Source organism: Corynebacterium jamesii, from assembly GCF_046097395.1.
Taxonomy (GTDB): Bacteria; Actinomycetota; Actinomycetes; order Mycobacteriales; family Mycobacteriaceae; genus Corynebacterium.
This window is the reverse complement of the sequence record NZ_CP175789.1, coordinates 110,120-132,619: the sequence shown is the minus strand read 5'-3', so window position 1 is coordinate 132,619 and position 22,500 is coordinate 110,120. Positions and strand designations below refer to the sequence as shown.

At 61.1% G+C, this 22,500-nt stretch carries 21 protein-coding genes; 7 read left to right on the top strand and 14 right to left on the bottom strand.

What is annotated here, in order from left to right:
• Window positions 1-19: 19 nt before the first annotated feature.
• From ACKFRT_RS00610 to ACKFRT_RS00600, 3 genes are all read right to left on the bottom strand, one after another.
• On the bottom strand, window positions 20-1,411 hold the full coding sequence (locus ACKFRT_RS00610; protein ID WP_408925378.1) for a PhoH family protein: 1,392 nt from the start codon (window positions 1,409-1,411) through the stop codon (window positions 20-22).
• Window positions 1,412-1,671: 260 nt separating this feature from the next.
• The gene (locus tag ACKFRT_RS00605; RefSeq protein ID WP_408925377.1) at window positions 1,672-2,334 is read right to left on the bottom strand and encodes a hypothetical protein; all 663 of its coding nucleotides are present in this window, start codon (window positions 2,332-2,334) and stop codon (window positions 1,672-1,674) included.
• 131 nt (window positions 2,335-2,465) lie between these two features.
• The gene (locus tag ACKFRT_RS00600; protein WP_408925376.1) at window positions 2,466-3,206 is read right to left on the bottom strand and encodes a LysR substrate-binding domain-containing protein; all 741 of its coding nucleotides are present in this window, start codon (window positions 3,204-3,206) and stop codon (window positions 2,466-2,468) included.
• A gap of 37 nt (window positions 3,207-3,243) precedes the next feature.
• On the opposite strand from ACKFRT_RS00600, the gene ACKFRT_RS00595 reads away from it, so the two are divergent.
• Window positions 3,244-3,612 carry a DUF5997 family protein gene (locus ACKFRT_RS00595; RefSeq protein ID WP_296214411.1) on the top strand — a complete coding sequence of 123 codons (369 nt, stop codon included), beginning with the start codon at window positions 3,244-3,246 and terminating at the stop codon, window positions 3,610-3,612.
• A 649-nt stretch (window positions 3,613-4,261) separates the two neighbouring features.
• The gene (locus ACKFRT_RS00590; protein WP_296214409.1) at window positions 4,262-5,437 is read left to right on the top strand and encodes an acyl-CoA dehydrogenase family protein; all 1,176 of its coding nucleotides are present in this window, start codon (window positions 4,262-4,264) and stop codon (window positions 5,435-5,437) included.
• Window positions 5,438-5,461: 24 nt separating this feature from the next.
• Here ACKFRT_RS00590 and ACKFRT_RS00585 read toward each other — a convergent pair whose 3' ends face one another.
• Window positions 5,462-6,340: an enoyl-CoA hydratase/isomerase family protein gene (locus ACKFRT_RS00585; protein ID WP_408925375.1), complete on the bottom strand. Its 879-nt coding sequence runs from the start codon at window positions 6,338-6,340 to the stop codon at window positions 5,462-5,464.
• A gap of 10 nt (window positions 6,341-6,350) precedes the next feature.
• The gene (locus ACKFRT_RS00580) at window positions 6,351-7,355 is read right to left on the bottom strand and encodes a LysR family transcriptional regulator (protein WP_408925374.1); all 1,005 of its coding nucleotides are present in this window, start codon (window positions 7,353-7,355) and stop codon (window positions 6,351-6,353) included.
• A gap of 70 nt (window positions 7,356-7,425) precedes the next feature.
• Between ACKFRT_RS00580 and ACKFRT_RS00575 the strand changes: the two genes are divergently transcribed.
• Complete coding sequence (locus ACKFRT_RS00575; RefSeq protein WP_408925373.1) at window positions 7,426-8,430, top strand: TDT family transporter; 1,005 nt, start codon at window positions 7,426-7,428, stop codon at window positions 8,428-8,430.
• Window positions 8,431-8,456: 26 nt separating this feature from the next.
• Here ACKFRT_RS00575 and ACKFRT_RS00570 read toward each other — a convergent pair whose 3' ends face one another.
• Window positions 8,457-9,107, bottom strand: a complete 651-nt coding sequence (locus ACKFRT_RS00570) for an isochorismatase family protein (protein WP_408925372.1) — start codon at window positions 9,105-9,107, stop codon at window positions 8,457-8,459.
• A 118-nt stretch (window positions 9,108-9,225) separates the two neighbouring features.
• Complete coding sequence (glyA, locus tag ACKFRT_RS00565) at window positions 9,226-10,536, bottom strand: serine hydroxymethyltransferase (protein WP_408925371.1); 1,311 nt, start codon at window positions 10,534-10,536, stop codon at window positions 9,226-9,228.
• Window positions 10,537-10,695: 159 nt separating this feature from the next.
• Here glyA and coaA point away from each other — a divergent pair, with 159 nt between their 5' ends.
• Complete coding sequence (coaA, locus tag ACKFRT_RS00560) at window positions 10,696-11,622, top strand: type I pantothenate kinase (protein ID WP_296214397.1); 927 nt, start codon at window positions 10,696-10,698, stop codon at window positions 11,620-11,622.
• Window positions 11,623-11,681: 59 nt separating this feature from the next.
• Here the strand turns inward: coaA and ACKFRT_RS00555 are convergent, their stop codons facing one another.
• The 3 genes from ACKFRT_RS00555 to mca form a co-directional block, all read right to left on the bottom strand.
• A complete protein-coding gene (locus ACKFRT_RS00555; RefSeq protein ID WP_408925370.1) occupies window positions 11,682-12,452 on the bottom strand; it encodes an isoprenyl transferase in 771 nt (256 codons plus the stop codon).
• Between the two features lie 10 nt (window positions 12,453-12,462).
• Window positions 12,463-12,879, bottom strand: a complete 417-nt coding sequence (locus tag ACKFRT_RS00550) for a hypothetical protein (RefSeq protein WP_408925369.1) — start codon at window positions 12,877-12,879, stop codon at window positions 12,463-12,465.
• 112 nt (window positions 12,880-12,991) lie between these two features.
• Window positions 12,992-13,900, bottom strand: coding sequence for a mycothiol conjugate amidase Mca (gene mca / locus ACKFRT_RS00545; RefSeq protein ID WP_408925368.1), 909 nt, complete (start codon window positions 13,898-13,900; stop codon window positions 12,992-12,994).
• Window positions 13,901-14,009: 109 nt separating this feature from the next.
• On the opposite strand from mca, the gene ACKFRT_RS00540 reads away from it, so the two are divergent.
• Together ACKFRT_RS00540 and greA are read left to right on the top strand one after the other, a co-directional pair.
• Complete coding sequence (locus ACKFRT_RS00540; RefSeq protein ID WP_296214390.1) at window positions 14,010-14,444, top strand: DUF4307 domain-containing protein; 435 nt, start codon at window positions 14,010-14,012, stop codon at window positions 14,442-14,444.
• 125 nt (window positions 14,445-14,569) lie between these two features.
• The gene (gene greA / locus ACKFRT_RS00535; protein WP_296214388.1) at window positions 14,570-15,091 is read left to right on the top strand and encodes a transcription elongation factor GreA; all 522 of its coding nucleotides are present in this window, start codon (window positions 14,570-14,572) and stop codon (window positions 15,089-15,091) included.
• Window positions 15,092-15,931: 840 nt separating this feature from the next.
• On the opposite strand, the gene ACKFRT_RS00530 is transcribed toward greA, so the two are convergent.
• Window positions 15,932-16,837, bottom strand: coding sequence for a Bax inhibitor-1/YccA family protein (locus ACKFRT_RS00530; protein ID WP_296214387.1), 906 nt, complete (start codon window positions 16,835-16,837; stop codon window positions 15,932-15,934).
• A 292-nt stretch (window positions 16,838-17,129) separates the two neighbouring features.
• On the opposite strand from ACKFRT_RS00530, the gene ACKFRT_RS00525 reads away from it, so the two are divergent.
• A complete protein-coding gene (locus ACKFRT_RS00525; protein ID WP_408925367.1) occupies window positions 17,130-18,731 on the top strand; it encodes a succinic semialdehyde dehydrogenase in 1,602 nt (533 codons plus the stop codon).
• A 140-nt stretch (window positions 18,732-18,871) separates the two neighbouring features.
• Here ACKFRT_RS00525 and ACKFRT_RS00520 read toward each other — a convergent pair whose 3' ends face one another.
• From ACKFRT_RS00520 to ACKFRT_RS00510, 3 genes are all read right to left on the bottom strand, one after another.
• Window positions 18,872-19,912 carry an NAD(P)-binding domain-containing protein gene (locus ACKFRT_RS00520; RefSeq protein WP_408925366.1) on the bottom strand — a complete coding sequence of 347 codons (1,041 nt, stop codon included), beginning with the start codon at window positions 19,910-19,912 and terminating at the stop codon, window positions 18,872-18,874.
• 6 nt (window positions 19,913-19,918) lie between these two features.
• Window positions 19,919-20,617 (bottom strand): SDR family oxidoreductase, encoded by a 699-nt coding sequence (locus ACKFRT_RS00515; protein ID WP_408925365.1) that lies wholly within the window; start codon window positions 20,615-20,617, stop codon window positions 19,919-19,921.
• A gap of 63 nt (window positions 20,618-20,680) precedes the next feature.
• A complete protein-coding gene (locus ACKFRT_RS00510; protein WP_408925364.1) occupies window positions 20,681-22,339 on the bottom strand; it encodes a bifunctional ADP-dependent NAD(P)H-hydrate dehydratase/NAD(P)H-hydrate epimerase in 1,659 nt (552 codons plus the stop codon).
• Between the last annotated feature and the right edge of the window lie 161 nt (window positions 22,340-22,500).

Sequence of the window (22,500 nt, the reverse complement as noted above, 5' to 3'; positions counted from 1 at the left end):
ACTGGCAGCTGTCAGCAAACTAGCCCTTTTCCAGCAGGTTTGTCACCAACTCGGCGATCGCAGAACGCTCGGAGCGGGTGAGGGTGATGTGGGCGAACAGCGGGTTGTTCTTCAGCTTCTCGATGACCGCCTGAATGCCATCGTGGCGACCAACGCGCAGATTGTCGCGCTGGGCAACGTCGTGGGTCAGCACTACCCGAGAGTTGCGGCCCAGTCGTGAGAGCACGGTCAGCAAAACGTTGCGCTCCAGGGACTGCGCCTCGTCGACGATCACGAAGCTGTCGTTGAGGCTGCGGCCACGGATGTGAGTCAGCGGCAGAACCTCCAGCAAGCCTCGCTCATCGACCTCCTCCAGCACGTTGTCGCTTACAACGCCTTCCAGGGTGTCGTACACCGCCTGCGCCCAGGGGTTCATTTTCTCTGTCTCGCTACCCGGCAGGTAGCCGAGGTCTTGACCTCCGACGGCGTACAGCGGGCGGAATACGACGATGCGCTTGTGCTCACCGCGTTCCAGCACGGCCTCTAGACCGGCGCACAGCGCCAGGGCGGACTTACCGGTACCTGCCGAGCCACCGAGGCTTACAATGCCGACCTCGCTATCTAGCAGCAGATCCAGTGCCACGCGCTGCTGTGCGCTTCGCCCGCGGATACCGAAGGCCTCCAGGTCGGTAGGCACCTGGCGCACCATTCCGTCGCCCATGGAACGCGCGAGCACGGACTGGCTGCCCGCGGTCAGCTGCAGGCCACAGTGAATCGGCAGCTCGTCGACTTCGTCGCCGTCTACGGTCAGGGCGCCCGAAATGTCGGCCTCCCCCACGTCGTACAGCTCGTCGATGATGCCGGAGGGAACTTCCGCGCGCGCCATGCCGTTATAGCCGGTCAGCACGACGTCCTGGGCATGGTACTCGTCGGCATCCAAGCCCACGGCACCGGCCTTCACGCGCAACGGCACGTCCTTCGTCACCAGCGTGACGTTGTGGCCTTCTGCTCGCAGGTTCAGGGCGCAGGCCAGGATGCGGTGGTCGTTCTGCTCCCCGCGCAGGCCGGTGGGTAGCACGGACTGGTCAACGTGGTTCAACTCGACCTGCACAGTCCCGCCCTGTCCATTGACAATGCTAGGCATGTCTAGGCGGCCGTGCTCCTGGCGAAAGTCTTCGAGCATGCGCAGAGCCTGGCGGGCAAACCATCCGAGCTCCGGGTGGTGGCGCTTGCCTTCCAGCTCGCTGATGACGACGACGGGGAGGATAATGCGGTGCTCCGCAAACTTGATGAGTGCCCAGGGATCGGACAACAGCACCGAAGTGTCAAGGACGTAGGTGCGCAGACCGAGTTCTGCGTCTGTGTGAGCGTTCAGAGCTTGGTCGGCCTCAGGTGCCTGATGGGTCTGATCAGTGGGCGCGGCGGAAGTCATGGAGGTGGTGCTCCTTGTAGGGATTAGGAGTTAATCAACCCGGACGTTCCACGCCGCAAAAGCTACGCTTTACATCCGGGAAACGGATGAGGTGGGTAGTTGTTACTTGCTTCGGACAACCCCGACGCTAGGCGCGCTGCATGGAAATTACATTGTTGTTAGATGAACACTCGGTAAACACGAAAAAGCCCCAGGATTCGGGGCAGTTAATGCCCCTCACCTGGGGTTATCAAGCTCTACTTTAAGGTTAGAGCCTTTGCTTAGCGCTTCTCGATGGTCTCGGAGAACTTGCCGGAAGCGTCCTTAGCCCACTTGATGGTGCCGTTCTCGAAGGACTGGGTCCAGCCGCTGGCTGCGTCGCCCTTCTCCGGAGCGGTCGGCAGACCCAGCTCGTTGTCCAGGCCACCACCGTTGGCCCACGTCTCACCGATCTTGCCGATCAGCGGGACCGCGCCGTTGTCCTTGGAGTTAGCGATCCAGCCCTTAGCGAAGGTAGCCAGGGAGCCGTTCTCGCCCTCTGCGAACTCGGTCAGCTTACCGAAAGCGCCGTTCTCGCCGCCCTCGTTGTCCCACGCGGTCTTGATCTCCTTGGGCAGCTCAACCTCCTCACCGTTGGCGGTCTGAACCTTCTCGGTCTCACCCTCGGCGTCAGCACCCTCGGAGCTCTCGGAACCTTCAGCGTCTGCGCCCTCGGAGCTCTCGGAGTCAGATGCGCCTTCCTCCGCCTCGTCCTTTGCCTCGCCAGCCTTGTCGGTAGCGGAGTCGGCAGCCTCGCCCGCCTTCTCGGTGGCAGAGTTTGCCGCGTCGCCGGCCTTGTCCTTGGCGTCTTCCGCCTCGTCGGAGCATGCAGACACGCCAAATACCAGGGATACACCTGCAGCCAGCGCTACTGCGGAACGACGGAAACGCTTGTTGGAGTTCATTACTAATACCTTTCGTCGATTCTCTTTAGGCTCTCGCTAACCGCAAAAGCACTACCCCACTATTCCTAATAGCATCCCTCCGAATAATGCACGTATTGTTTGGGATTTTTAACCCAATCGAAATCAATTCTTTATTTTCGCCGCGCGCCTTGGGGGCTCTTTTGCTTCCCCGTTTTCTTTCTTTTGTTTGCTTTTTTATTGACGCCACCACCCCGTCTAACCGCCACTTGTCGCGAACTGGCAGCGGTGCGCCCTTTACATATGCCAACGAAATCCTGGATGACATCACTGTCGGAATCGGTGAGCCACATCAGGACGACGCGAGTGCGAGGGGACGTGGTGGCGTCTACCCCATAAACATCGCGGTGCACCACTCCGCGCTGATTGATTGCGCGCAGCAAGGGTCGCGGAGCAACCGCGATGCCTACATTGGCGGCAACAACCTGCAACGCCTCGCGCAGGACCCCAACATCGTCCCAACCCGTAGCCGGAGTGACGTACATCAGCTTCTCGTCGGTGAGCTCGCGGAAGTTGATGGAATCCATGACCTTGACCGGGTGATCCTTCGGCGCAGCCACACCAGTCTGTTCCTCGTAGAGGGCGACCTCGTGCATGCCCGCGGGGCGTTCGAACCCCTCGGCGGGCACGCGCACCAGGGCAACATCAGCTTGGCCTGCACGAATGTAGGCCAGCGGATCGTCGGTACCAGCACTGGCGATCTTCCATCCCGGGACGCGCTCATCGAAGCGGCGGAACCACTTATCCGGCTGCACCCCAGTGCTAAAGACAACCTTCAAGTGACGGCCCGGGCGCGAACCGCGACCCGGCGACTGACGGGGCTGGGGCTGACGCGGCTGGGGCTGATTGGGCATGGCACCAATACTAGGGCTGTTCACTAGAATGATGGACATGACTGACGCGAACCCGAGTTACAAATCCGGCCCGCCCATGAAGCCCGCGACCGCAGCCAAGAAACTAGGCATCTACCTGCCTGCCACTCCCCAGGAGTTTCAGGATTCCGCGCTAACCCACGAACAGTTCGTGGAACTACAGAAGAACCCGCCCGAATGGCTGCAGACCCTGCGCCGTGAAGGCCCACATCCACGCCCCGAGGTGGCACGCAAGCTGGGCATTAGCATCACCTCGTTGAAGGGTAACGACATGGATAAACCCCTCACTACTGCGGATATTAAGGCACTGCTGGAGAATCAGCCCGATTGGCTGCGAGAGGCTCGGCATAAGCTGGCTAGTGAGCGCGAGGAAACTGGGCGTCAATAAAAAAGAAAAAGGCGAGGATGGACCCGATGTTTTGGATTCTTCCTCGCCTTTAGCCTTCGATGGTGACGAGCCATCAGAAGCCTTCTTCCGGTACACGAACGCCAGGTGACGAGGCTGACGGTCGTGGGAAAACCGGACGAACAACCACAGCACCTAGGAGGAAAAGCGATAACCGGTGCGCATGCGCTTCGGGGAGAAGAGAGAAACCCTCGTCACATGATTAGTGCGCCGGTAGCCCGACTTTTCACAGGTGCTGCAACATATTCCACAACTGCAGTGCGCCTCAGGTGACTAGCCTGCGACACATCTATGAGGTTAGCCAAGCCTTATCGCGCTTGTCAATATTTAAACAACAAAAATGTTGAATAAATACCTGACCTGCCTCTTCGTACCGTGCGACGCTGACTGACACACCGCAGAGGTGAGATCCCACAGATGTGGGGCATACGACAGTGTGTTTTCGCCCAACATCGAGGGGTTTTCTTGCACTTCCACCGCATGAAGATGCTATTCTCATAAGCAATGCAGAGATGCACGTCACAATACGACGTAAAATCGAGCTGCAACACAAGAAATCTCTATAGCCGACGTTGTTGCTGTGCGCGCTTCAGTGTTTCCAGCAGCCAGCGTCTTGGTTTGAAAGGAACCCATGAAGAACTTCCTGCCACGCAACATTTTCGAAGAAGAGCACAACATGTTCCGCGAGGCCTGCGCGGACTTCGTGAAGGCCGAGGTTGCCCCGAACGTTGACCGCTGGCACGAGCAGGGCTACTGCGACCGCGAGATGTTCCAGAAGGCCGGCCAGCAGGGTCTGCTGGGCATGATGGCTCCGGAGGAGTTCGGCGGCGGCGGTATGGAGAACGACTACCGCTTCAACGCTGTGCTCACCGAGGAGCTGGCTAAGGCTGACTCCGGTTCCGTCATCGTGGGTATCCAGACCATCAACGACCTAGTGATCCCCTACCTGCAGCGCTTCGGTAACGACGATCAGAAGGAGCGCTTCCTGAAGCCGCTCTGTGCAGGTGAGAAGATCGCCGCACTGGCCATGACCGAGCCGGGCGCAGGCGCTGACCTGGCCGGCATCCGCACCTTCGCTAAGAAGGACGAGAACGGCGACTACATCGTCAATGGCTCCAAGACCTTCATCTCCAACGGTGTTCAGGCAGACTTCACCCTGCTGGTCGTCGTGACCAACCCGGAGAAGGGTCGCGCAGGCGTTTCCATGCTGATCGTCGAGGACGGCATGGAAGGCTACACCAAGACCGGCCCGCTGAAGAAGGTCGGCCTGAAGTCCCAGGACACCGCTGAGTTGTCCTTCGAGGACACCCGCGTTCCGAAGGAGAACCTGCTGGGCGAAGAGGGCGCCGCATTCGGCTACCTGCGCACCAACCTGGCTCAGGAGCGCCTGTCCATCGCCGTGGGCTCCATCGCTACCTCCCGCCGCGCATTCGACCTGGTGTACAAGCACTCTCAGGATCGCAAGACCTTCGGTCAGCGCCTGATCGACCACCAGGCATACCGCTGGGAGCTGGCCAAGATGGCTACCAACATCCAGGCTTCCCAGGCCTTCGTTGATGCCTGCATCATGGAGAAGGTTGCCGGCACCCTGGACGAGGTCACCGGTGCGATGGCCAAGTACCAGACCACCGAACTGCAGATCGAGGTCGTCAACGAGGCCCTGCAGCTGCACGGTGGCTACGGCTTTATGCTGGAGTACCCGATCTCCACGCACTACCTGGACTCCCGCGTCCAGCCGATCTACGGCGGCCCGAACGAGATCATGATCGAGATCATCTCCCGCCGCCTGGCCAAGGGCGAGAAGTAAGGCTCTAAAAGTAAGGTTCTAGCCCTACTCCCCCTTAAACTGCGGTGGTCGCTTTCCTAGGAAGGCGGCCACCGCTTCGCTATGGTCGGCGGTCTTGAACAAGCGCATCTGCGCGTCCGCCTCCGCCGCCGCGGCATCGTTGATGGCCGCCGCGGCCTTCACCAGCGCCTTCATCTCCTTGTACGCAGCCGTCGGGCCGCTCGCAAAGGTACCCGCCAGCTTCTCTACCGCCGAGCCCAGCTCCGCAGGCTCCACCAGCTGTTCCACCAAGCCCAAGTCCAGCGCCTCTTCCGCGGGCACCTTGCTATCCATCAGCAGCAGCTGCAGTGCCTTCGCACGCCCTACGCAATCCACCAGGGTCTTCGACAAACCGGAGTCCGCCGCCAGCCCCACGCCCGTGAAGGCACCCTTGAAGGAGGCGGCAGTGGACATCACGCGGAAGTCACAGGCCATTGCCAGACCCCATCCGGCCCCCGCTGCTGGCCCCTGCAGCGCGGCAATCGTAGGAACGCTGATGCCGGTGAGCTGCTCGACCATCGGGTTGTACTCCTCCACAACCTTCTCTATGCCAGTGCGGTTCTGCGTGTCCTGCAGCTGTTCATTCAGATCCTGCCCAGAGCAGAACGCTTTACCATTGGCGCGCAGAACCACAGCGCGCACGGCGGAGCCGAGTTCTTTCGAGTCCTTTTGCGCGTTGCGGAATGCCTCGATCAGCGCGAGCCGGAGTTCTTGATTCAGCGAGTTGTATGCCTCCGTGCGATTGAGCGTGATGTAGCGTACGGCTCCAACTGTGGAAACCTGCACGATGTCGCCCGCCGTCGTCGACGCAGCAGCGGTGCTTGGAGAGTTAGCGGTGTTTGCAGAGTTAACAGAGTTAGCAGAGTTTGGAGTGTCCTGAGTCATAGAACAAACTCTAGGCCATCTGCCCGTCAGCTTGGCTCGCAAGGAAGCGAAGGAAACGGAGAGCCGGCTCGGAGAGGCGGTTCTTCGAGCTCCACACCACTCGCAGCGGCCGGTCGAACTTGACTCCGGCCACCGGAACCTCCACGTACTGCCCAGTAGCTAGTTGCGACGCTACGGCTCTTCGCGCGATCACCCCTGGCGCCCCGATCGCACCGATTGCCGTACGTTGAGCCCCCAGGGAACCAAATTCCCCCGCCGGTGGAGCAAGGTCGCCCAACACGGCCTCCACCACTTCCCTGGTGCCGCTTCCCGGTTCGCGTAGCACCAAAGGCGTGGACTTCAACTCGTTCTTCGTCACTATTTTTTCTCTTGACGCCGTTTTCCCCGGCTTAGTGTCCGAATGACCATGATCGTTGGCCTGCGCCCAGGGGTGTTCTGCAGGCGCGACAACCACCAGTTCATCGTGCCCCAGCACCCGCTGGTGCAATTCGTGTGAGACACAGTTTCCCTCTACTACCGCCAGTTCCGCCTGGCCCTGAATAACCTGGCGCTGCGCCTCTTGGCTATTGAGTTGCCGCATATGCAGATGGGTCTGTGGGCTGGTGCGCAAATACTTCGCTGCCCAGCGTGGGTAATCCAATTCCGCCACGGTGTTCGAGGCCACGAGTTTAACCTCTTCGACAACGCCTTTTCCCAGTGCTTCTTCAAGGCCACGAGCGCATTCGTCGAGCGCTTCTTCTAGGCTCTCCAGTACGCGGACGACCTGGCGGCCTACCTCCGTGGTGGAACTCCCTGCGGCTCCGCGCCAGAAAATGCGCGTATCTAGGTGTTTTTCCAACTTGGCAATACGCATACTAACGGTCTGTTGCGAGACGTTCAGATGCTCTGCGGCCCGGTTCATTCCTCCATACCGAGCGACAGCGAGGACGGAATCTACTGTGAGGGCGTCAGGAACATAGCTACGTCGAGCAGGGAAAGAATCCGCTTCGTTATCAAGATTCCTTTGGGGGTACATGCATTCATTGTAACCCTGTCCAGCACATACACTCTCCCGCTACTGCCGAGCACTGCCTAGCCTCAAGAATATGAATACGAAGCACAGCAAGCTCGACCTACCGCCCCTAGGCCCCGGTTGGGCCGGAGCGGTGATGGGGCTGGGCATCACGGCGTCACTCATAGACATTCACCTGAGCTCAACGCTGGGGCACCTCCCTGCCGAGCTAATGCTTGGCGTGGCGACACTCCTCGCTTTGGCTCTCACCGTGGGGTTCCTTAGACATCGCAACCCGGGTTTCCACTCGAGCGTCATGCCGGCATGGGGAATGGCTTCCATGGGCATCCTCGCCTTGGGAAGTGCCTACTCCCTCATCTTCAGCAGCTGGTCAGTTCACACCTTCTGCTGGGCCGTCGGGACTGTCCTTGGCGCGATCACGTGCGTGAAGTTTTTCCGCTATCTCTTTGTTAGCCGCCCAGCTCCCGCCTTTACCTGGGGGCTACCCCTAGTAGCGCCTATGGTTGCCGCTACCGCCTCGGCTCAGCTGGCACCCCATGTGGGTGAGTGGGCCTCAACTGTGCACGGAATCGGGGTCGCATGCTTTGTCCTGGCCTGGGTGACGGCAGTACCGACATTTGCCTTCGTCTACGCGCGCACCTTCCCTATCATCCCCGCCCAGTTCGCCACCACCGCGTGGATTCCGCTGGGACTCGTCGGCCAGTCCACCGTGGCCGCACAGTTGCTTGCGGGTGACCAGTGGCACTTCCGTGCCACGGTCTACGGCTTAGTAATACTGAGCGTTGGCATTCCCCTCGCCGGCTACGCCATAGTCAAGCACTGGGGAACAGCCCTGGGCAGTGCCCCCATGCCTTATAACCCCACCTGGTGGGCCAGCACTTTCCCCGTGGGTACGTGCTGTCTTGGAACCCATACCCTGGCCGAGAAATCCATAAATTCCACGCTTCTGGTGTGGGATCTGGGATGGATGGACACCCTCAGCGCCGCCCTACTGGCTTTACTTCTGCTCCACGTCGTTTGGGCAGCACTCGGGGCTCGCAAACTATCGCGGCGACCGGACATCGTAAGTGCCGGCTAGCACTAAAGCATTGCGTGGGAGATGGCCTAGTCGCGGATGATCTCCGCACCTGCGTCTTCCAGCTCCTGAATAGCGGACTTGCCGCCCTGCTCAGTCACCGCCGAGCACAGTTGCTCGATGACGCGCACGTGGAACCCAGCATTCAAAGCATCCAGCGCCGTGGCACGGACACAGAAGTCGGTGGCGATGCCCACGATCGTCACGTTCTCGACCTCGTGGGAGTTTAGCCACTGCTGAAGTGTTTGTTCCTCACCCGCAAGATGGCCCTCGAAGCCGGAATAAGCGGCGGTGTATTCGCCCTTGTGGAACCAGACGTCCACCAGGTCGGAGTTCAGCTCGGCGCAGATCTGCGCGCCATGAGTATCGGCTACGCAGTGGACGGGCCAAGTGTTCTGGTAGTCCGGCTCTTCCCCCTCTGGCGCAAAGTGGCCTTCGGGCTTGATGTGCCAATCCTTTGTGCCGACGATGAGGGGGCGGGAGTTGGCAGCCTTGCGGGCGCCACTGCCCTCCCCTGCTTCTTCTGCGCCCTCGCCCTGATCGACACTTAGCACCTCGCGCAGCCAGGTGTTAATTCCCCGAGCCACCTCTACGCCGCGGTCGGTTCCCAAGGAACCATCGACGAAGTCGTTCTGAACGTCAACGACGATGATTGCGTCTTTGGTGTAGGTGCTGACCATTCCTGTTAACTCCTAGCGTTAACTTCTAGTGTGGATACTTAGCTCGTGTCCCTAGCTCGCACGCCCGTCCTCTCGCGCGCCCATTCTTCGGAAGGCGTGGGCCTGTTTAGAGGTCTGCCTAGACCAGCTTCCAGTCTTCCAGCCCATCATAGAGCGGGAAATCCTCGGCGATCTTGTCCACACGGGCACGCAAAGCCGCAACGTCCGCGTTGCCCGCCAGCGCGGTACCGATGACGTCCGCAACCTCGGTGAAGGCCTCGGAATCCAGGCCACGGGAAGCCAGGGCGGAGGTACCAATGCGCAGGCCGGAGGTCACCATCGGCGGACGCGGGTCAAAGGGCACGGCATTGCGGTTGACGGTGATGCCAACCTCGTGCAGCAGATCCTCGCCCTGCTGGCCGTCCAGCTGAGAGTTGCGCAGATCCACGAGCACCAAGTGCACGTCGGTGCCGCCGGTGAGAACCTGCACGCCAGCATCCTTCGTGTCCTGAGCGTTCAGACGCTCCGCCAGGATCTTCGCACCTTCGAGGGTGCGCTGCTGGCGGTCGCGGAACTCGTCGGTCTGTGCCACCTTCATGGCGACGGCCTTGGCTGCGACGGCGTGCATCAGCGGGCCGCCCTGCTGGCCTGGGAAGACGGAGGAGTTCAACTTCTTGGCGTACTCCTGCTTAGCCAGAATCATTCCCGAACGGGGGCCGCCCAGGGTCTTGTGCACGGTGGTGGAGACCACGTCAGCGTGCGGAACCGGCGACGGGTGCAGGTCTGCGGCAACCAGGCCGGCGAAGTGTGCCATATCCACCCACAGCTTCGCCCCGACTTCGTCGGCGATGGACTTGAAGGCGGCGAAATCCTGGTGGCGCGGGTATGCGGACCAGCCGGCGATCAGCACCTGCGGCTTCTCCGCAATGGCCTGCTCGCGGATCTTGTCCATGTCCAGGCGGAACGTCTCCGGATCCACCTCGTAAGCGGCGACCTCGTAGAGCTTGCCGGAAAAGTTCAGGTGCATGCCGTGGGTCAGGTGGCCACCGTGTGCCAGGGACAGACCCATGATCTTGTCACCCGGGTTGGCCAGGGACATCAGCACAGCAGCATTGGCCTGTGCGCCGGCGTGCGGCTGTACATTGGCGAACTCCGCCCCGAAGACCTGCTTGGCGCGGTCGCGGGCCAGGTCCTCGACGACGTCCACGTGCTCGCAACCGCCGTAGTAGCGACGACCCGGGTAGCCCTCGGCGTACTTGTTGGTCAGCACCGATCCCTGAGCCTGCAGCACAGCGCGCGGAACGAAGTTCTCTGAAGCAATCATCTCCAGCGTGGTGCGCTGGCGGCGCAGCTCACCGGCGATGGCCTCCGCGACCTGCGGATCCAGCTCCGCGAGGGGAGTGTTGTGCTGTTGCGAGTTCTGAGTGGACGAATTCTGCGGAGAAGTCACGTCGACCAAGGCCTTCCATAGGGGGATGAAGTTAAGAAAGATAAATCCGTTTGCTTATCTGCCTCACCATCATAGCCAGTGGCCTGGACAACCCCATAGCCAACCCGGCACCCGCTCAATTTCACCGGCAATTTCACCTGGCCTCATTTTCGGGGCACAATGGGTGCTATGACTTCCCCCAGCCCTTACATTGAGCTGGACCGTACTCAGTGGCGCACGTTAAGAAAGTCGATGCCCCAGGTCCTCACCGAAGACGAACTGGAACAACTCCGCGGCATCGGCGACGAGATCGACCTCGAAGAAGTTTCCGAGGTCTACCTGCCACTATCCCGACTTATCTTCCTACGCGTAGAGGCGCACCGTCGCCTCAATGCTGCCACCGAAACCTTCCTAGGCGAGCCCCTGCCGCCGATCCCCTACATCATCGGTGTGTGCGGCTCCGTCGCCGTAGGCAAATCCACCACCGCGCGTGTTCTGCAGGTTCTACTGCAGCGTTGGGAGACTAACCCACGGGTGGATCTAGTCACCACCGATGGCTTCCTACTGCCCACCGCAGAACTCGAGCGCCGCAGGCTCATGCACCGCAAGGGTTTTCCGGAATCCTACGACCAGGCGGAGCTGCTGAGCTTCGTCACGAAGGTGAAGTCCGGCACCCAGAAGGTCGAAGCTCCGGTATATTCCCACGAGGCCTACGACCGCATCCCAGACCAAACCATCACCGTGGATCGCCCGGACATCCTCATCGTCGAGGGGCTCAATGTCCTACAAACCGGCCCTACCCTCATGGTCTCTGACCTCTTCGACTTCTCCGTCTACGTCGATGCGCGCCGCGAGGATATCGAGGACTGGTACATCGATCGCTTCCTGCGCCTCAAGAACACCGCGTTCAAGGATCCGAAAGCCCACTTCCACCACTTCGCCAACTTCAGCGACGAGGAAGCCACGCTCGTGGCCAGGGAGATCTGGCAGACCGTTAACCTGCCGAACCTGATGGAAAATATTCTGCCCACCCGCGTGCGCGCCTCTTTGGTTCTACGGAAGGGACCGGACCACCTGGTACAAAAAGTGCGGATGCGGAAGATCTAGCCCCGCGCTCTATCACGGGAAGTTGTTGTCCGCGCCCTATCGCCGGCTATCCCCCCCGCTTACAGCCCGAAGCGCCGGTGCCGCTGGGAGTAGTCGCGCAGGGCGCGCAGGAAATCCACGCGGCGAAAAGCGGGCCAGTACGTATCCGTAAACCAAATCTCGGAATACGCCGACTGCCACAGCAAGAAGCCCGACAAGCGCTGCTCCCCCGACGTGCGGATCACCAGGTCCGGGTCCGGTTGGCCCGAGGTGTACATGTGATTCCCCAGCGCCTCGGCTGTGATGGCCGGCGCCATATCTTCCGGCGCGGTCCCCTGCTCCGCCAACTCGGCCACAAGTGTCTGCACCGCATCCACGATCTCCTGGCGGCCGCCATAACCCACGGCCACGTTCACCCGCACACCCGTGTGGGTAGCCGTCTTGGCCTGGTTTGCCTCCAGGCGCGTGCGCAACTGCTCCGGCAACAGCTCTAGGTGGCCGACGGTACGCAGCTGAAATCCGGCGTCCGAATCCGCCAGCTCCTCAGCAACATCACCGATGATGCTGCACAGCAACGACAGCTCCTCCGCAGAGCGCTTCAGGTTTTCGGTGCTAAGCAGGTAGACCGTGACGGTCTCGATCCCCAACTCATCGCACCACCCGCACATTTCCGCGATCTTCTTCGCCCCCACGCGGTGGCCGTGCGACACATCCGTAAACCCGTTCTCGCGGGCCCAGCGCCGATTGCCGTCGGCCATGATGGCAACGTGTTTCGGCCGCGGCTTATCGCGCAGCGAGCGCGCCAGGCTCGCCTCGTAGGCCGGGTATAGCAGCTGTGGGATGCGATTCACGTTGCTAATCTTACTGCTTCGGAGGTTCTTGACTATCCTTCTTCTCGACGCCCTCAGCCCGCGCCCGCTCAGCGTCAATAGCAGCGGGACCAGTCAGCGTGCCGGAGGAGGGCAAAAAGCGCTCATCGGTCTGGGGAACCTCCGTACGGGCGAACATGGAGCGCTTACCGGCGGTCTCATCAAACCCCTCGGCCTTCATCGCAGCTTCCAGTTTCTCTGTGTCAAAAAGGTTGATCCCACGCGACTCTGCGAATGCTTGGCGGCGTTCCAAGCGGCGGATGCGCTTGTTCATGGCAAAGCCAATGAGCAGCACGACCAGCAGCAAGATGATGATCACAAACAGGCCGACGGGTGCGGCTTTGCCGAACTCGGCGCCCTTCGGGCCGGTGCGCTCTGCCTGCGCAATGATCCAGGTGGCGGTGTTCATCGCTGGAAACTCCTTCAACAATCTCTGCCCATTAACTGTAGTTTGTCGGCGGTCTGAGGGGAAACCCCGGTGCCGCCTCTCTCATCAGCGCTGCGACGGCTAAGAACCAGGCCTAGTCGGCGGACTCGAGCCCCGCGAACAAGTCCGTCTCCGGCAGCTCACTGGGCACACGGGACTGCGCCAGCTCAAACTCCTCCGTCGGCCACACCTGCTGCTGCAGATCCGTGTCCGCCAGGAAGAATGCACCCTTCGGGTCGATCTGGGTGCGGTGGGCACGCAGGGCGTCATCGCGGCGGTCGAACCAATCCGCCACGTTTACGCGTGTCGTCACCCGGGATAAGATGTCCGGCAGTTGCCTCCACATTTCCAGGTGGCGCAGAACGTTCTCTGGCAGCCGCACGCCGCGTTCGTGCAAGGCCGTGGCCAGGTTCTCGAAGCGCTCGCGGATGAATCCGTGAGTGTAGTACAGCTTCTTTACCTCCCACGGTTCTCCCAACTCTGGGTGGTATTGCGGGTCACCTGCGGCCTCCCACGCGCGCATCGATACCGCGTGGACCTTGATGTGGTCTGGATGCGGGTATCCCCCGTGCTCGTCGTAAGTGATGATGACATGCGGACGGAATGCACGGACAACCCGTACGACGTCCTGCGTAACCTTTTCCGTATCCTCCAGCGCAAAGCAACCCTCCGGCAGTGGCGGCTTCGGGTCGCCCTCCGGCAGACCGGAATCCACATACCCCAGCCACTCGTGCTCCACCCCCAGGATAGAGGCGGCCTGCGCCATCTCCTCACGGCGCACCTCGATCATCTCGCCTATGCCCTGGCCAGCCAGCTGCTGCATCTCCGGGTTCAAAATATCCCCGCGCTCGCCGCCGGTACACGTCAGTACCTTCACCTTGTGACCTTCGTCGACATAGCGAGCCATCGTTGCCGCACCTTTGCTGGATTCGTCGTCCGGGTGCGCGTGGATCGCCAACAGGCGATACTGCGGGGTATCTGCGGAAGATGTCTTTTCACTCACGCCAATACAATTTACTACCCAACCCTCCCCTGCCCAATCGAGTGGGCGGTTGGGGCGGGCCGGGGATGAGGGCGTCATAAATAAATGGGTGGGCTAAACTAGAAACATCATGAGCACGGCGAAGAAGAGCATCCAAGAAGAGCGCTACGGCGAGACGCGCAACCAGAAGTTTTCCGGCAAGATCGTCGCGCTGATCCTGGCAGTGATTCTGGCGGCTGCGCTGACGTACGTGGTCACACAGTTCCTGCGCACCTCCGATGCGGACGTGACGGCACAGGAATCTGGCGGCGAAGTCGTTTCGGACGAGCGTATGACCATGAGCATCGACGTCACCCGCAAGGATCCTTCCCAGCCCGCCTATTGCATCGTGACTGCCTTGGATTACGACAAGAACGAGGTTGGGCGCCGCGAGTTCGTCATCCCGCGCGGTGGCGAGGATGTCACGCGCTACAAAGTAGACATTCCAACCCGCGAGCGCGGTTACGCGGCCACCGCCTACGGTTGTTCGTCTACGCTGCCGCCGCATCTAGACCCACTCGACTAGGTCGATTAGGTCGGGCTGCCCGGGTTGCCGCGGGCCCAGGTGCTAGACTTTGCACGCCTACTGATTAATTTATGGACGCCCACGTGGGAGACCGCGTGAACCCTCAACGAAGACGGGAGAACCCAATGGCCGAGAACCAGACTCGCTGGCTGACTCAGGAATCCTACGACCGACTGAACGCAGAGCTGACGGCTCTGAAGGAGAACCGTCCGGTGCTGGCTGCCGAAATCAACGAGCGCCGCGAAGAGGGTGACTTGAAGGAGAACGGCGGTTACCACGCAGCTCGTGAGCAGCAAGGTCAGGAAGAAGCGCGCATCACCTATCTGGAAGAGCTGCTGGATAGCGCAACCATCGGTGAGGCTCCGCAGGAGTCTGGCGTGGCACTGGTTGGCTCCGTGATCCACGTTTACTACGACGGTGACGAGGAGGATAAGGAGACCTTCCTGATCGGTACCCGTGGCCTGGAGTCCGCGAACCCGGACCTGGAGACGTACTCCACCGATGCACCGCTGGGTGCGGCTATCGTGGGCGCCAAGGTTGGCGAGACCCGCGAGTACCAGACCCCGGCCGGCGACACGGTCTCTGTAACCATCGTTTCCGCCGAGCCTTACGATCCGGATCTGGACGTTCCGCGCGCGGAGCAGTAGTTGCAGTAATTTCCGGCTGGCTGCGCTGCTTTAGTCTTTAGTCGGCTGTGGCTGCGCTGCTAGGCAGACCGCTTGTGCTGCTAGACCGACTGCGGCTGATCTGTTTCTATGCTGCCGGTGGTCTGAAGTTTCGCAGCGTCGCTGTTTAGCATCTGCAATTTCACGGCTGTTGACCGCGGTGGCCGATCCACTAATGCAAGAAGGGCGCCTTCGGGCGCCCTTCTACTGTTCTCTGCCTTTCAGACCTCCCGGCAGTGCCCAATGCTGCCGCGGCGGTGGCAAATGCCCCCGGCAGGGCGCAATCCCGCCCCGGGCAGCATCCAATCCCCTCCCTCGGAAGGGAATGCCCCCTCGGAAGGGGCTAGATGTCGGAAAAGTTGCAATTTGTTATTGGGAGACATTCCCACTTACAGATACCTGCAGATCAGAGCCTTTTTTAATTTACGTGTCGATGGCGGGGATTTTAGTTTTGCAACTTTTCCGACATCTAACCTCAAGAACTGCAACTTTTCCGACATCTAACCTCAAGAACTGCAACTTTTCCGACATGCCTCCCTACCAACCGCCGTGAATTTTCTTTTTAGCGACATTTCCTCGTCCTAGCAGCGAAATCTCCTGCATACCGGCAGCAAAAAAGGGGCTTCCGACGAACCGGAAGCCCCTCAACTGACAGCGCCTCAGCGCTACCCCTTAAAGACCTAGCCCCTTTAAAGAACTGGCCCCTTTGAAGACCTAGCCCCCTAAGGCGCTGGCCCCCTGAGGCGCTAGGCCCTGAAGAACTGCCCCCTGAGACACTAGCCCCTTGAAGACTTAGCCCCTTGAAGCATTGGCCCTGAAGCGCTAGTCCCTGAAGTAAGACAGCAGGCGCAGGATCTCGGTGTACAGCCAGACCAGGGTAACGGCCAGACCCATCGCCACACCCCAAGCCATCTTGGACGGTGCGCCAGCGCGAACCAGACGATCCGCCTGGTCGAAATCCAGCAGGAAGCTCATGGCTGCGATACCGATGCAGACCAGGGAGAAGATGATAGCGATCGGGCCACCGTCACGAAGGATGCCTGCAGATCCCGTAACCAGTGCAAACACCAGGTTACCCAGAGCCAGAACCAGGATGCCGATCATGGCACCCACCAGGAAGCGAGTGAACTTCGGGGTCACACGGATAGCACCAGTCTTGTAAACAAACAGCATGCCAATGAACACGCCAATGGTTCCCAGAACCGCCTGGGCAATGAGCATGCCGGCGTCAGTATCACCAACCGCAGCGCCAGACACCAGGAACGTAAAGCCACCAACGAACAGGCCCTCGAAGGCTGCGTAGGTCAGCGTGACCGGCGCGGAGTCGTACTTCTTGCCGAAGGCAGAAACCAGAACGGCGATCAGACCACCGATCATGCCGACGAAAGTCAGCACCATCGCAAGGCCGGGGTTACTCAGGCCGATGAAGAAGTTCACTACCGCCAGAGCAATAATCACGGCAAGGGTGATGCCGGTCTTAGTCACAACATCGTCGACAGTCATCGGCCGGTCAGCAGATCCAGCCTGGCCATAGTTGGCAGCATTCTGCATGCCGTAATCCATAGCGGCGGTCTGCACACCGCCGTGTGCGGAGGTCGCGTAGGGATTCATCCCCTGCTGGCCATAAGCGCCCTGCTGGCCGTAACCACCCTGGTTACCCTGCTGTGCGAACGGGTGCCGGCCTTGGTTCTTGGCCAGCGACCCCATGTACGGGTTCGAGCTTTTCATTTCTAATACTCCAAAGTTGTGCTGGTCATGTGCGTTCCCAACTCCCGCATTAAGGGAGCGGGCGCTTTCGCGTACATACTACCAACGGCTAAGCCCGCTCAAAGGTTCCCACAAGCTAGACCTTTCACCACCTCGCCGTAACCACCCCATCGTCATTTCCCACCACAAGCCTCATTTCTCACCGTCACTACCCACCACAAGCGTCACTACCCACCACAAGCACCAATACGTTTATTAAAAAAAGTTCTAGATCGAACACACTTCCTCAAGCCTTTTAGGTAGTCTCCCAAACATGAAGCGAACTAATTACAAGCGCCTTTCGGTTGCCGCTCTGCCCGCCGACCTGGAAGTAGAGCTGCGCGAACTCACCACAAATGCCCGCCTGCACAACCTCAACGACGACTACGCCGGTAAGCGCCTGGAGATCGAAGCCCCATTCCTCGGCGAAACCATCGGCTGGGTCGCCAGCGGTGATGCTGACGATGTCGCCGAGGCATTCCGCTTCGCCCGCCGCGCTCAGCAGTCCTGGCTGCACGTCCCTTTCGCCGAGCGCAAGCGCATTTTCCGCCGCTTCCACGACCTCGTTTTGAAGAACGCGGATCTGCTCTGCGACATGGTTCAGCTGGAAACCGGCAAGAACCGCGCCAGCTCCTTCGACGAGATCATGGACGTCGCCAACAACGCGCGCTACTACGCCAACAATGTCGAGAAGTTCATGAAGCCCCGCAAACGAGCTTCGGCAATGTCGATCATGGCGAAGTCCGTCGAGTACCGTCACCCGCTGGGCGCTGTGGGGCAGATCAGCCCGTGGAACTACCCGCTCTCCCTGGGCATCGGCGACGCTATCCCCGCACTACTCGCCGGTAACGCTGTGGTCGCTAAGCCCGACTCTTCTACACCGTTCACCGCGCTGTTGGTCTTTAAGTTTCTTTTTGACGCCGGATTGCCCCGCGACCTGGTGCAGCTAGTCACTGGTTCAGGCCGCGTGGTTGGCAGTGCGATTGCGGATCAGTGCGACTTCTTGATGTTCACCGGCTCGACCGCGACGGGCAAGATTTTGGGCGAGCAGGTCGGCCGTCGTCTGGTGGGCTATTCCGCCGAGTTGGGCGGTAAGAATCCGCTCATCATTGCCAACGATGCGGACATCGACTACGCAGCTCGCGGTGCGGTGGATGCCTGTTTTTCTAACTCCGGTCAGCTGTGTGTTTCCATCGAGCGCATCTATGTCGAGCGTGCGTCCTACGAGGACTTCGTCGGTACTTTCACCTCCCGTGTGCAGGCCATGAGCATCGGCACCGGCTTCGAGTGGGAAACGCAGATGGGTTCGCTGGCCTCGGCGGATCAGCTGGAGACGGTGGAAAAATACGTCGAGGATGCCCGGGCAAAGGGTGCGAACATCGTCTGCGGCGGGCGGAAACGCCCGGACTTGGGACCGTACTTTTACGAGCCGACAGTTCTGACGGATGTCCCGGAGGATGCGCTACTGCGCACCGAAGAGGTCTTTGGCCCGGTGGTATACATCGAGCCGGTGGAGGATCTGTACGACGCGATCGAGCTGGCCAACGACACGGACTACGGCCTGAACGCCTCCGTGTTCGCCGCTGACGATACTGCATGGCAGGTCGGCCCGAAGATCGAATCCGGCTCCGTCTCCCTAAACGATGGCTACACCTCGAGCTGGGCGGCCATTGACAATCCGATGGGTGGCATGAAGGAATCTGGTGTGTCCCATCGCCACGGCGCGGAGGGGCTGCACAAGTACACGGCAACGCAGAACGTCACCTCGCAGCGCTTCATGTACTTCCGCGGGCCGGAGTCTGTCAGCCGGAAGAACTTCTCGAAGATGATGCTCACGCTGCTGAAGGTGGGCAAGACCCTCCGCCTGCTGCCTTAGTTGCATCTCAGCAGTGCAGTAGCTGCGTCTCAACGTTGCCGTAGTTGCATCTCAGCAGTGCACTAGCTGCAGTGAAACTGCGCCGTAATTGCGCAAAAAGCCTTGCAGCAACTTCGGCCGCGCGCCGCTCCGCGCGACCGTCACCCTCGGGTGGCCGCCACTACCTCGGCGGCCACCCGTTTTGCATGCACTCCCACCCCAGTGATGGTGGCGGAGCCGGGACCCACCCAATCGCCATAGCCCACGAGGAATAGGCCGGGGTGTTGGGGCGAGGGGGCGTCCCCAGTAAAAGACAGCAACCCGCGAAAAGGGCCGAGGGCAGGGCGGAAACCGGTGCACCAGACCAGGTGGTCGGCGGAGATATCGTCAAGGGTGGCGAACATGGGTGTGGGGCGCAGGCGGCCGGTATCGCGGGCGTGCCGGACGGCGGGGAGCATCACGATGTCGCCAAGGTTGGAATCGGCGCCGGGATCGTCCTGGCCTGCCGAAATGGCGTGGTAGCGCTCGCGGTTGCGGCGGAAAAGCTCGGCCCCGTCGATGTCATCGGGCATCCAGCGGGGCGAGTGGCGAACGTACCAGGTGACGTCTGCCACCTCGGAAAGATCGGCGGCGATCTGCGCGCCCGAGTTCGCCGCGCCGACGACGGCGACGGTGGAACCGGCAAACGGCTCCCGACCCGGATAAGTGGCAGTGTGCCACTGCGTGCCGGAAAACGTCCCCGGGTAGTAAGGCACAAACGGGGCCGACCATGTCCCCGTGGCGGCGACGACCGTGCGGGCGCGCCAGGTCTCCGCTTCCCCTTTCAGGTTCCCGTGCAGGTGGTAAAGGCCGGCGGTGCGTTCGTATTCCACACGATCAATGTGTGCAGGACGAACGACGGGCAGGTCGTAGCGATTTTCGTATTCACGTAAGTAATCGACCACGTGGCTGGGCGGCGGGTAACCGTCCCCCTGATAGCCCGGCATAGGCATTCCCGGGAGATTAGAGAAAGTGGTAGAGGAGAATAACGTCATCGACGGCCACATGTGTTGCCACGCGCCACCGGGCTGGGGCTGATCGTCGAACACCGCAAAATTTATCGCCCGATTCCCCCGGCGCCCCTCGCGGCGCAGGTAGAAGGCCGTGGCCAGGGCGGACTGGCCTCCGCCGACGATGGCGCAGTCCAATACAGAATCTGACATGATTACCTACCGCCCGTTGGATGGGCGGATCGTCAGGCTCTCAACCATCGCATCATCAGTCGCGTCGATGGCCAGGCGCACAGCCTTCGCTACGGACTCGGGACGCAGGAACTGCGTTTCGTCGTAGTCGGCCTCAGCCACGCCACGATGAGTCTGGATCTGCCGCTGCATGTCGGAATCGACCTTGCCTGGGTGGATAGAGCTCACGCGAATCTTGCCACGCTGCTCCTCGCGCAGCGCATCGGTGTAAGCACGCAGGGCGAACTTCGTGGTGGCGTACGGCCCAAAGCCCACGCTGGACCTATAGCCCGCGCCGGAGTTGATCGTCACCACGGTTCCGTGCGCCGCCTGCAGCGCGCCGAGCAGGTGCCGGGTGAGTTCCGCAACGGCAAACAGATTAATGTCGAAGGCATGTTTCCACTGTTCAGGAGTGGTTTCGGTGACCGGGTCGTGCGCCACCACGCCCGCCGAGTGCACCAGCACGTCGAGACGTTCCAGCCCCAGCTCTGCCACGGCCGCACCGATGCCTTCCGTATCAGCAAGATCCGCTACAAAGCCCTGCGCACTTGGGAATTGCGCGGCAACGTCGTGGGCCTTCTCCGAGCTGCCACCGATGATCAGGTGGTAGTCGTCCTGCAGTTCGCGGGCAATCGCCAGGCCGATGCCTCGCGTGCCGCCGGTGATCAGTGCGACCTTTCGATCCATTGTTGCTTTCCTTCCTCTGCTCTCTTGTTCTCTTGCTCTGTACCCTTGCGCGTTCTCGCTCTATTAATGGTCGGGCGCCACAGTGCCCAGCCACGCCGTTGCATGCGGGATATGCTGCGCGATCTTCAGCGCCGAGGTCGGCGCCGGGCCGTACGGGGTAAGGGAGGCTATATATGACGCCGCAGCGTGCATCGCCACACCGATCGCAGCCGAATCGACCACGTAGTCTGCCTCGTGCGCCTCCAACTCGTACTGCCCGGCTTCTGTGTAACCGGTGTCCCGAGCCCGCTTGCCGGCATCGCGTGCTACCAGCGCACCCAGAATGCCCGCGAGTACGTCGCCGGATCCGGGAGTGGCGGCCCACGATGATGCGGTATCGACAACCACGGTGCGCTGTGGGTTGGCGATGATCGTGAAGCGCCCCTTCAGTAATACGGTGCAGTTCAGCTCACGAGCCAAGCGCTCCGCGGAGGTGATACGATCCGGCGAGTCGGCTGGCAACCCGGCTGCCCTCGCCAGTCGGTCGAATTCCCCATTGTGCGGGGTGAGCAGCGTGGGAGCGTTGCGCCTACGCAGGATCTCCAGAACGTCTGGGTTCTTCGCTAGGACGGTGATCGCGTCGGCGTCCAGAACCAAAGGCTGCACCATGTCTAAAACAGCGAGCAGCTCTTCGCGAGCGTCCCGATCCGTACCGCGGCCGGAGCCGACCATGCGCGCCTGCACCTGACCCGCCCCGCGGACGGCGGGGTGCACGACGACCTCCGGGGTGGTAGCCAAAACGTATTCAGGGTGTTCGCCGATGTAGCGCACCATCGAGCTGGTGGTTTTGACCGCCGCGAGCGTGGCGAGCACGCCCGCTCCCAGATAGTCCTTGCTACCCGCGCAGATACCCACGACTCCACCGGAGTACTTGTCGTCGGTCGCGCCTGGCTCCCCCGGCAATGTGCCCGGCAGCGGCTCCGGGGAGGCGAGGGGAAGCGCGAACCGCGCCGAATCAAGGAGCTCCACCGGAGTGTGCCAGAGGCGCGCGGAAGGATCGGGACGGACGCCTTCCCCAGTTGCGAGTTCAGTGGACAGCAGCGAACCATCGTCCAGCCCAATGTCCTCGCAGATCACGGCTCCGCATGCTGCGTTCAGGCCGTGGGCACGGCGCAGCCCACCGAAGGTGATGGTCACGTCCGCGTGAACGTGGCGCCCAGGTACCTTGCCCGTATCCGCAACCACGCCGCTGGGGATATCGATGGCTAGCACGCGCGCTCCAGAACCGTGTTCGGCCGTGCTATGCCGCGCGGAGCGGAGGAAATCGTCAACGTCCGCAGGAATCTCCCCGCGCCCGCCGATGCCGTACATCCCGTCAATGATCACGCCGTAGCGCTCTGTGGCGGCTGCATGGAATTTGGAGGGGAGATCAACGAAACGCCCGCCCGCGGAAGTAAACGCCCGGGCGGCGCGCTGGTGTACATTATCGACTCCTTCGAGTGCGAAGGCGACCACACTGATCCCTTGCATCCCCAAAACAGCACCGGCGTAGAGCGCGTCGCCTCCATTGCCACCCGGGCCAACCAGCAAGATTACGGGGTCTCCCAGTTCCCCCAGAAGCTTCTCCGCCACCGTTGCCACTGCATGCGCGGCGGACTGCATCAATTCATCCTCGCGCTGCTGGCGGGCCAACAGGGCAGATTCGGCGGCACGGATGGCCTCGACTGTGTAGAGAGTGCGCATGACTCCCATGATAGGTGTGCAGCGCACCTCCCCTGCGCTCGAACCAGACCTCCACCCCCTGCCCCCGTGGTGGCGTCCTTAAAAAATCGTTTCCCAAAGGTTCCCCAAAGGGCTAGACTGCATAGTCTGAACTGACGCGCCGGCGGCGCGCATAAAACCTC

What these genes read in the sequence shown, in the direction of transcription:
- ACKFRT_RS00610 (WP_408925378.1), bottom strand. Translation starts at nt 1,411, where the DNA reads ATGACTTCCGCCGCGCCCACTGATCAGACCCATCAGGCACCTGAGGCC.
- ACKFRT_RS00605 (WP_408925377.1), bottom strand. Translation starts at nt 2,334, where the DNA reads ATGAACTCCAACAAGCGTTTCCGTCGTTCCGCAGTAGCGCTGGCTGCA.
- ACKFRT_RS00600 (WP_408925376.1), bottom strand. Translation starts at nt 3,206, where the DNA reads ATGCCCAATCAGCCCCAGCCGCGTCAGCCCCAGCCCCGTCAGTCGCCG.
- ACKFRT_RS00595 (WP_296214411.1), top strand. Translation starts at nt 3,244, where the DNA reads ATGACTGACGCGAACCCGAGTTACAAATCCGGCCCGCCCATGAAGCCC.
- ACKFRT_RS00590 (WP_296214409.1), top strand. Translation starts at nt 4,262, where the DNA reads ATGAAGAACTTCCTGCCACGCAACATTTTCGAAGAAGAGCACAACATG.
- ACKFRT_RS00585 (WP_408925375.1), bottom strand. Translation starts at nt 6,340, where the DNA reads ATGACTCAGGACACTCCAAACTCTGCTAACTCTGTTAACTCTGCAAAC.
- ACKFRT_RS00580 (WP_408925374.1), bottom strand. Translation starts at nt 7,355, where the DNA reads ATGTACCCCCAAAGGAATCTTGATAACGAAGCGGATTCTTTCCCTGCT.
- ACKFRT_RS00575 (WP_408925373.1), top strand. Translation starts at nt 7,426, where the DNA reads ATGAATACGAAGCACAGCAAGCTCGACCTACCGCCCCTAGGCCCCGGT.
- ACKFRT_RS00570 (WP_408925372.1), bottom strand. Translation starts at nt 9,107, where the DNA reads ATGGTCAGCACCTACACCAAAGACGCAATCATCGTCGTTGACGTTCAG.
- coaA (WP_296214397.1), top strand. Translation starts at nt 10,696, where the DNA reads ATGGGTGCTATGACTTCCCCCAGCCCTTACATTGAGCTGGACCGTACT.
- ACKFRT_RS00550 (WP_408925369.1), bottom strand. Translation starts at nt 12,879, where the DNA reads ATGAACACCGCCACCTGGATCATTGCGCAGGCAGAGCGCACCGGCCCG.
- ACKFRT_RS00540 (WP_296214390.1), top strand. Translation starts at nt 14,010, where the DNA reads ATGAGCACGGCGAAGAAGAGCATCCAAGAAGAGCGCTACGGCGAGACG.
- greA (WP_296214388.1), top strand. Translation starts at nt 14,570, where the DNA reads ATGGCCGAGAACCAGACTCGCTGGCTGACTCAGGAATCCTACGACCGA.
- ACKFRT_RS00530 (WP_296214387.1), bottom strand. Translation starts at nt 16,837, where the DNA reads ATGAAAAGCTCGAACCCGTACATGGGGTCGCTGGCCAAGAACCAAGGC.
- ACKFRT_RS00525 (WP_408925367.1), top strand. Translation starts at nt 17,130, where the DNA reads ATGAAGCGAACTAATTACAAGCGCCTTTCGGTTGCCGCTCTGCCCGCC.
- ACKFRT_RS00520 (WP_408925366.1), bottom strand. Translation starts at nt 19,912, where the DNA reads ATGTCAGATTCTGTATTGGACTGCGCCATCGTCGGCGGAGGCCAGTCC.
- ACKFRT_RS00515 (WP_408925365.1), bottom strand. Translation starts at nt 20,617, where the DNA reads ATGGATCGAAAGGTCGCACTGATCACCGGCGGCACGCGAGGCATCGGC.
- ACKFRT_RS00510 (WP_408925364.1), bottom strand. Translation starts at nt 22,339, where the DNA reads ATGCGCACTCTCTACACAGTCGAGGCCATCCGTGCCGCCGAATCTGCC.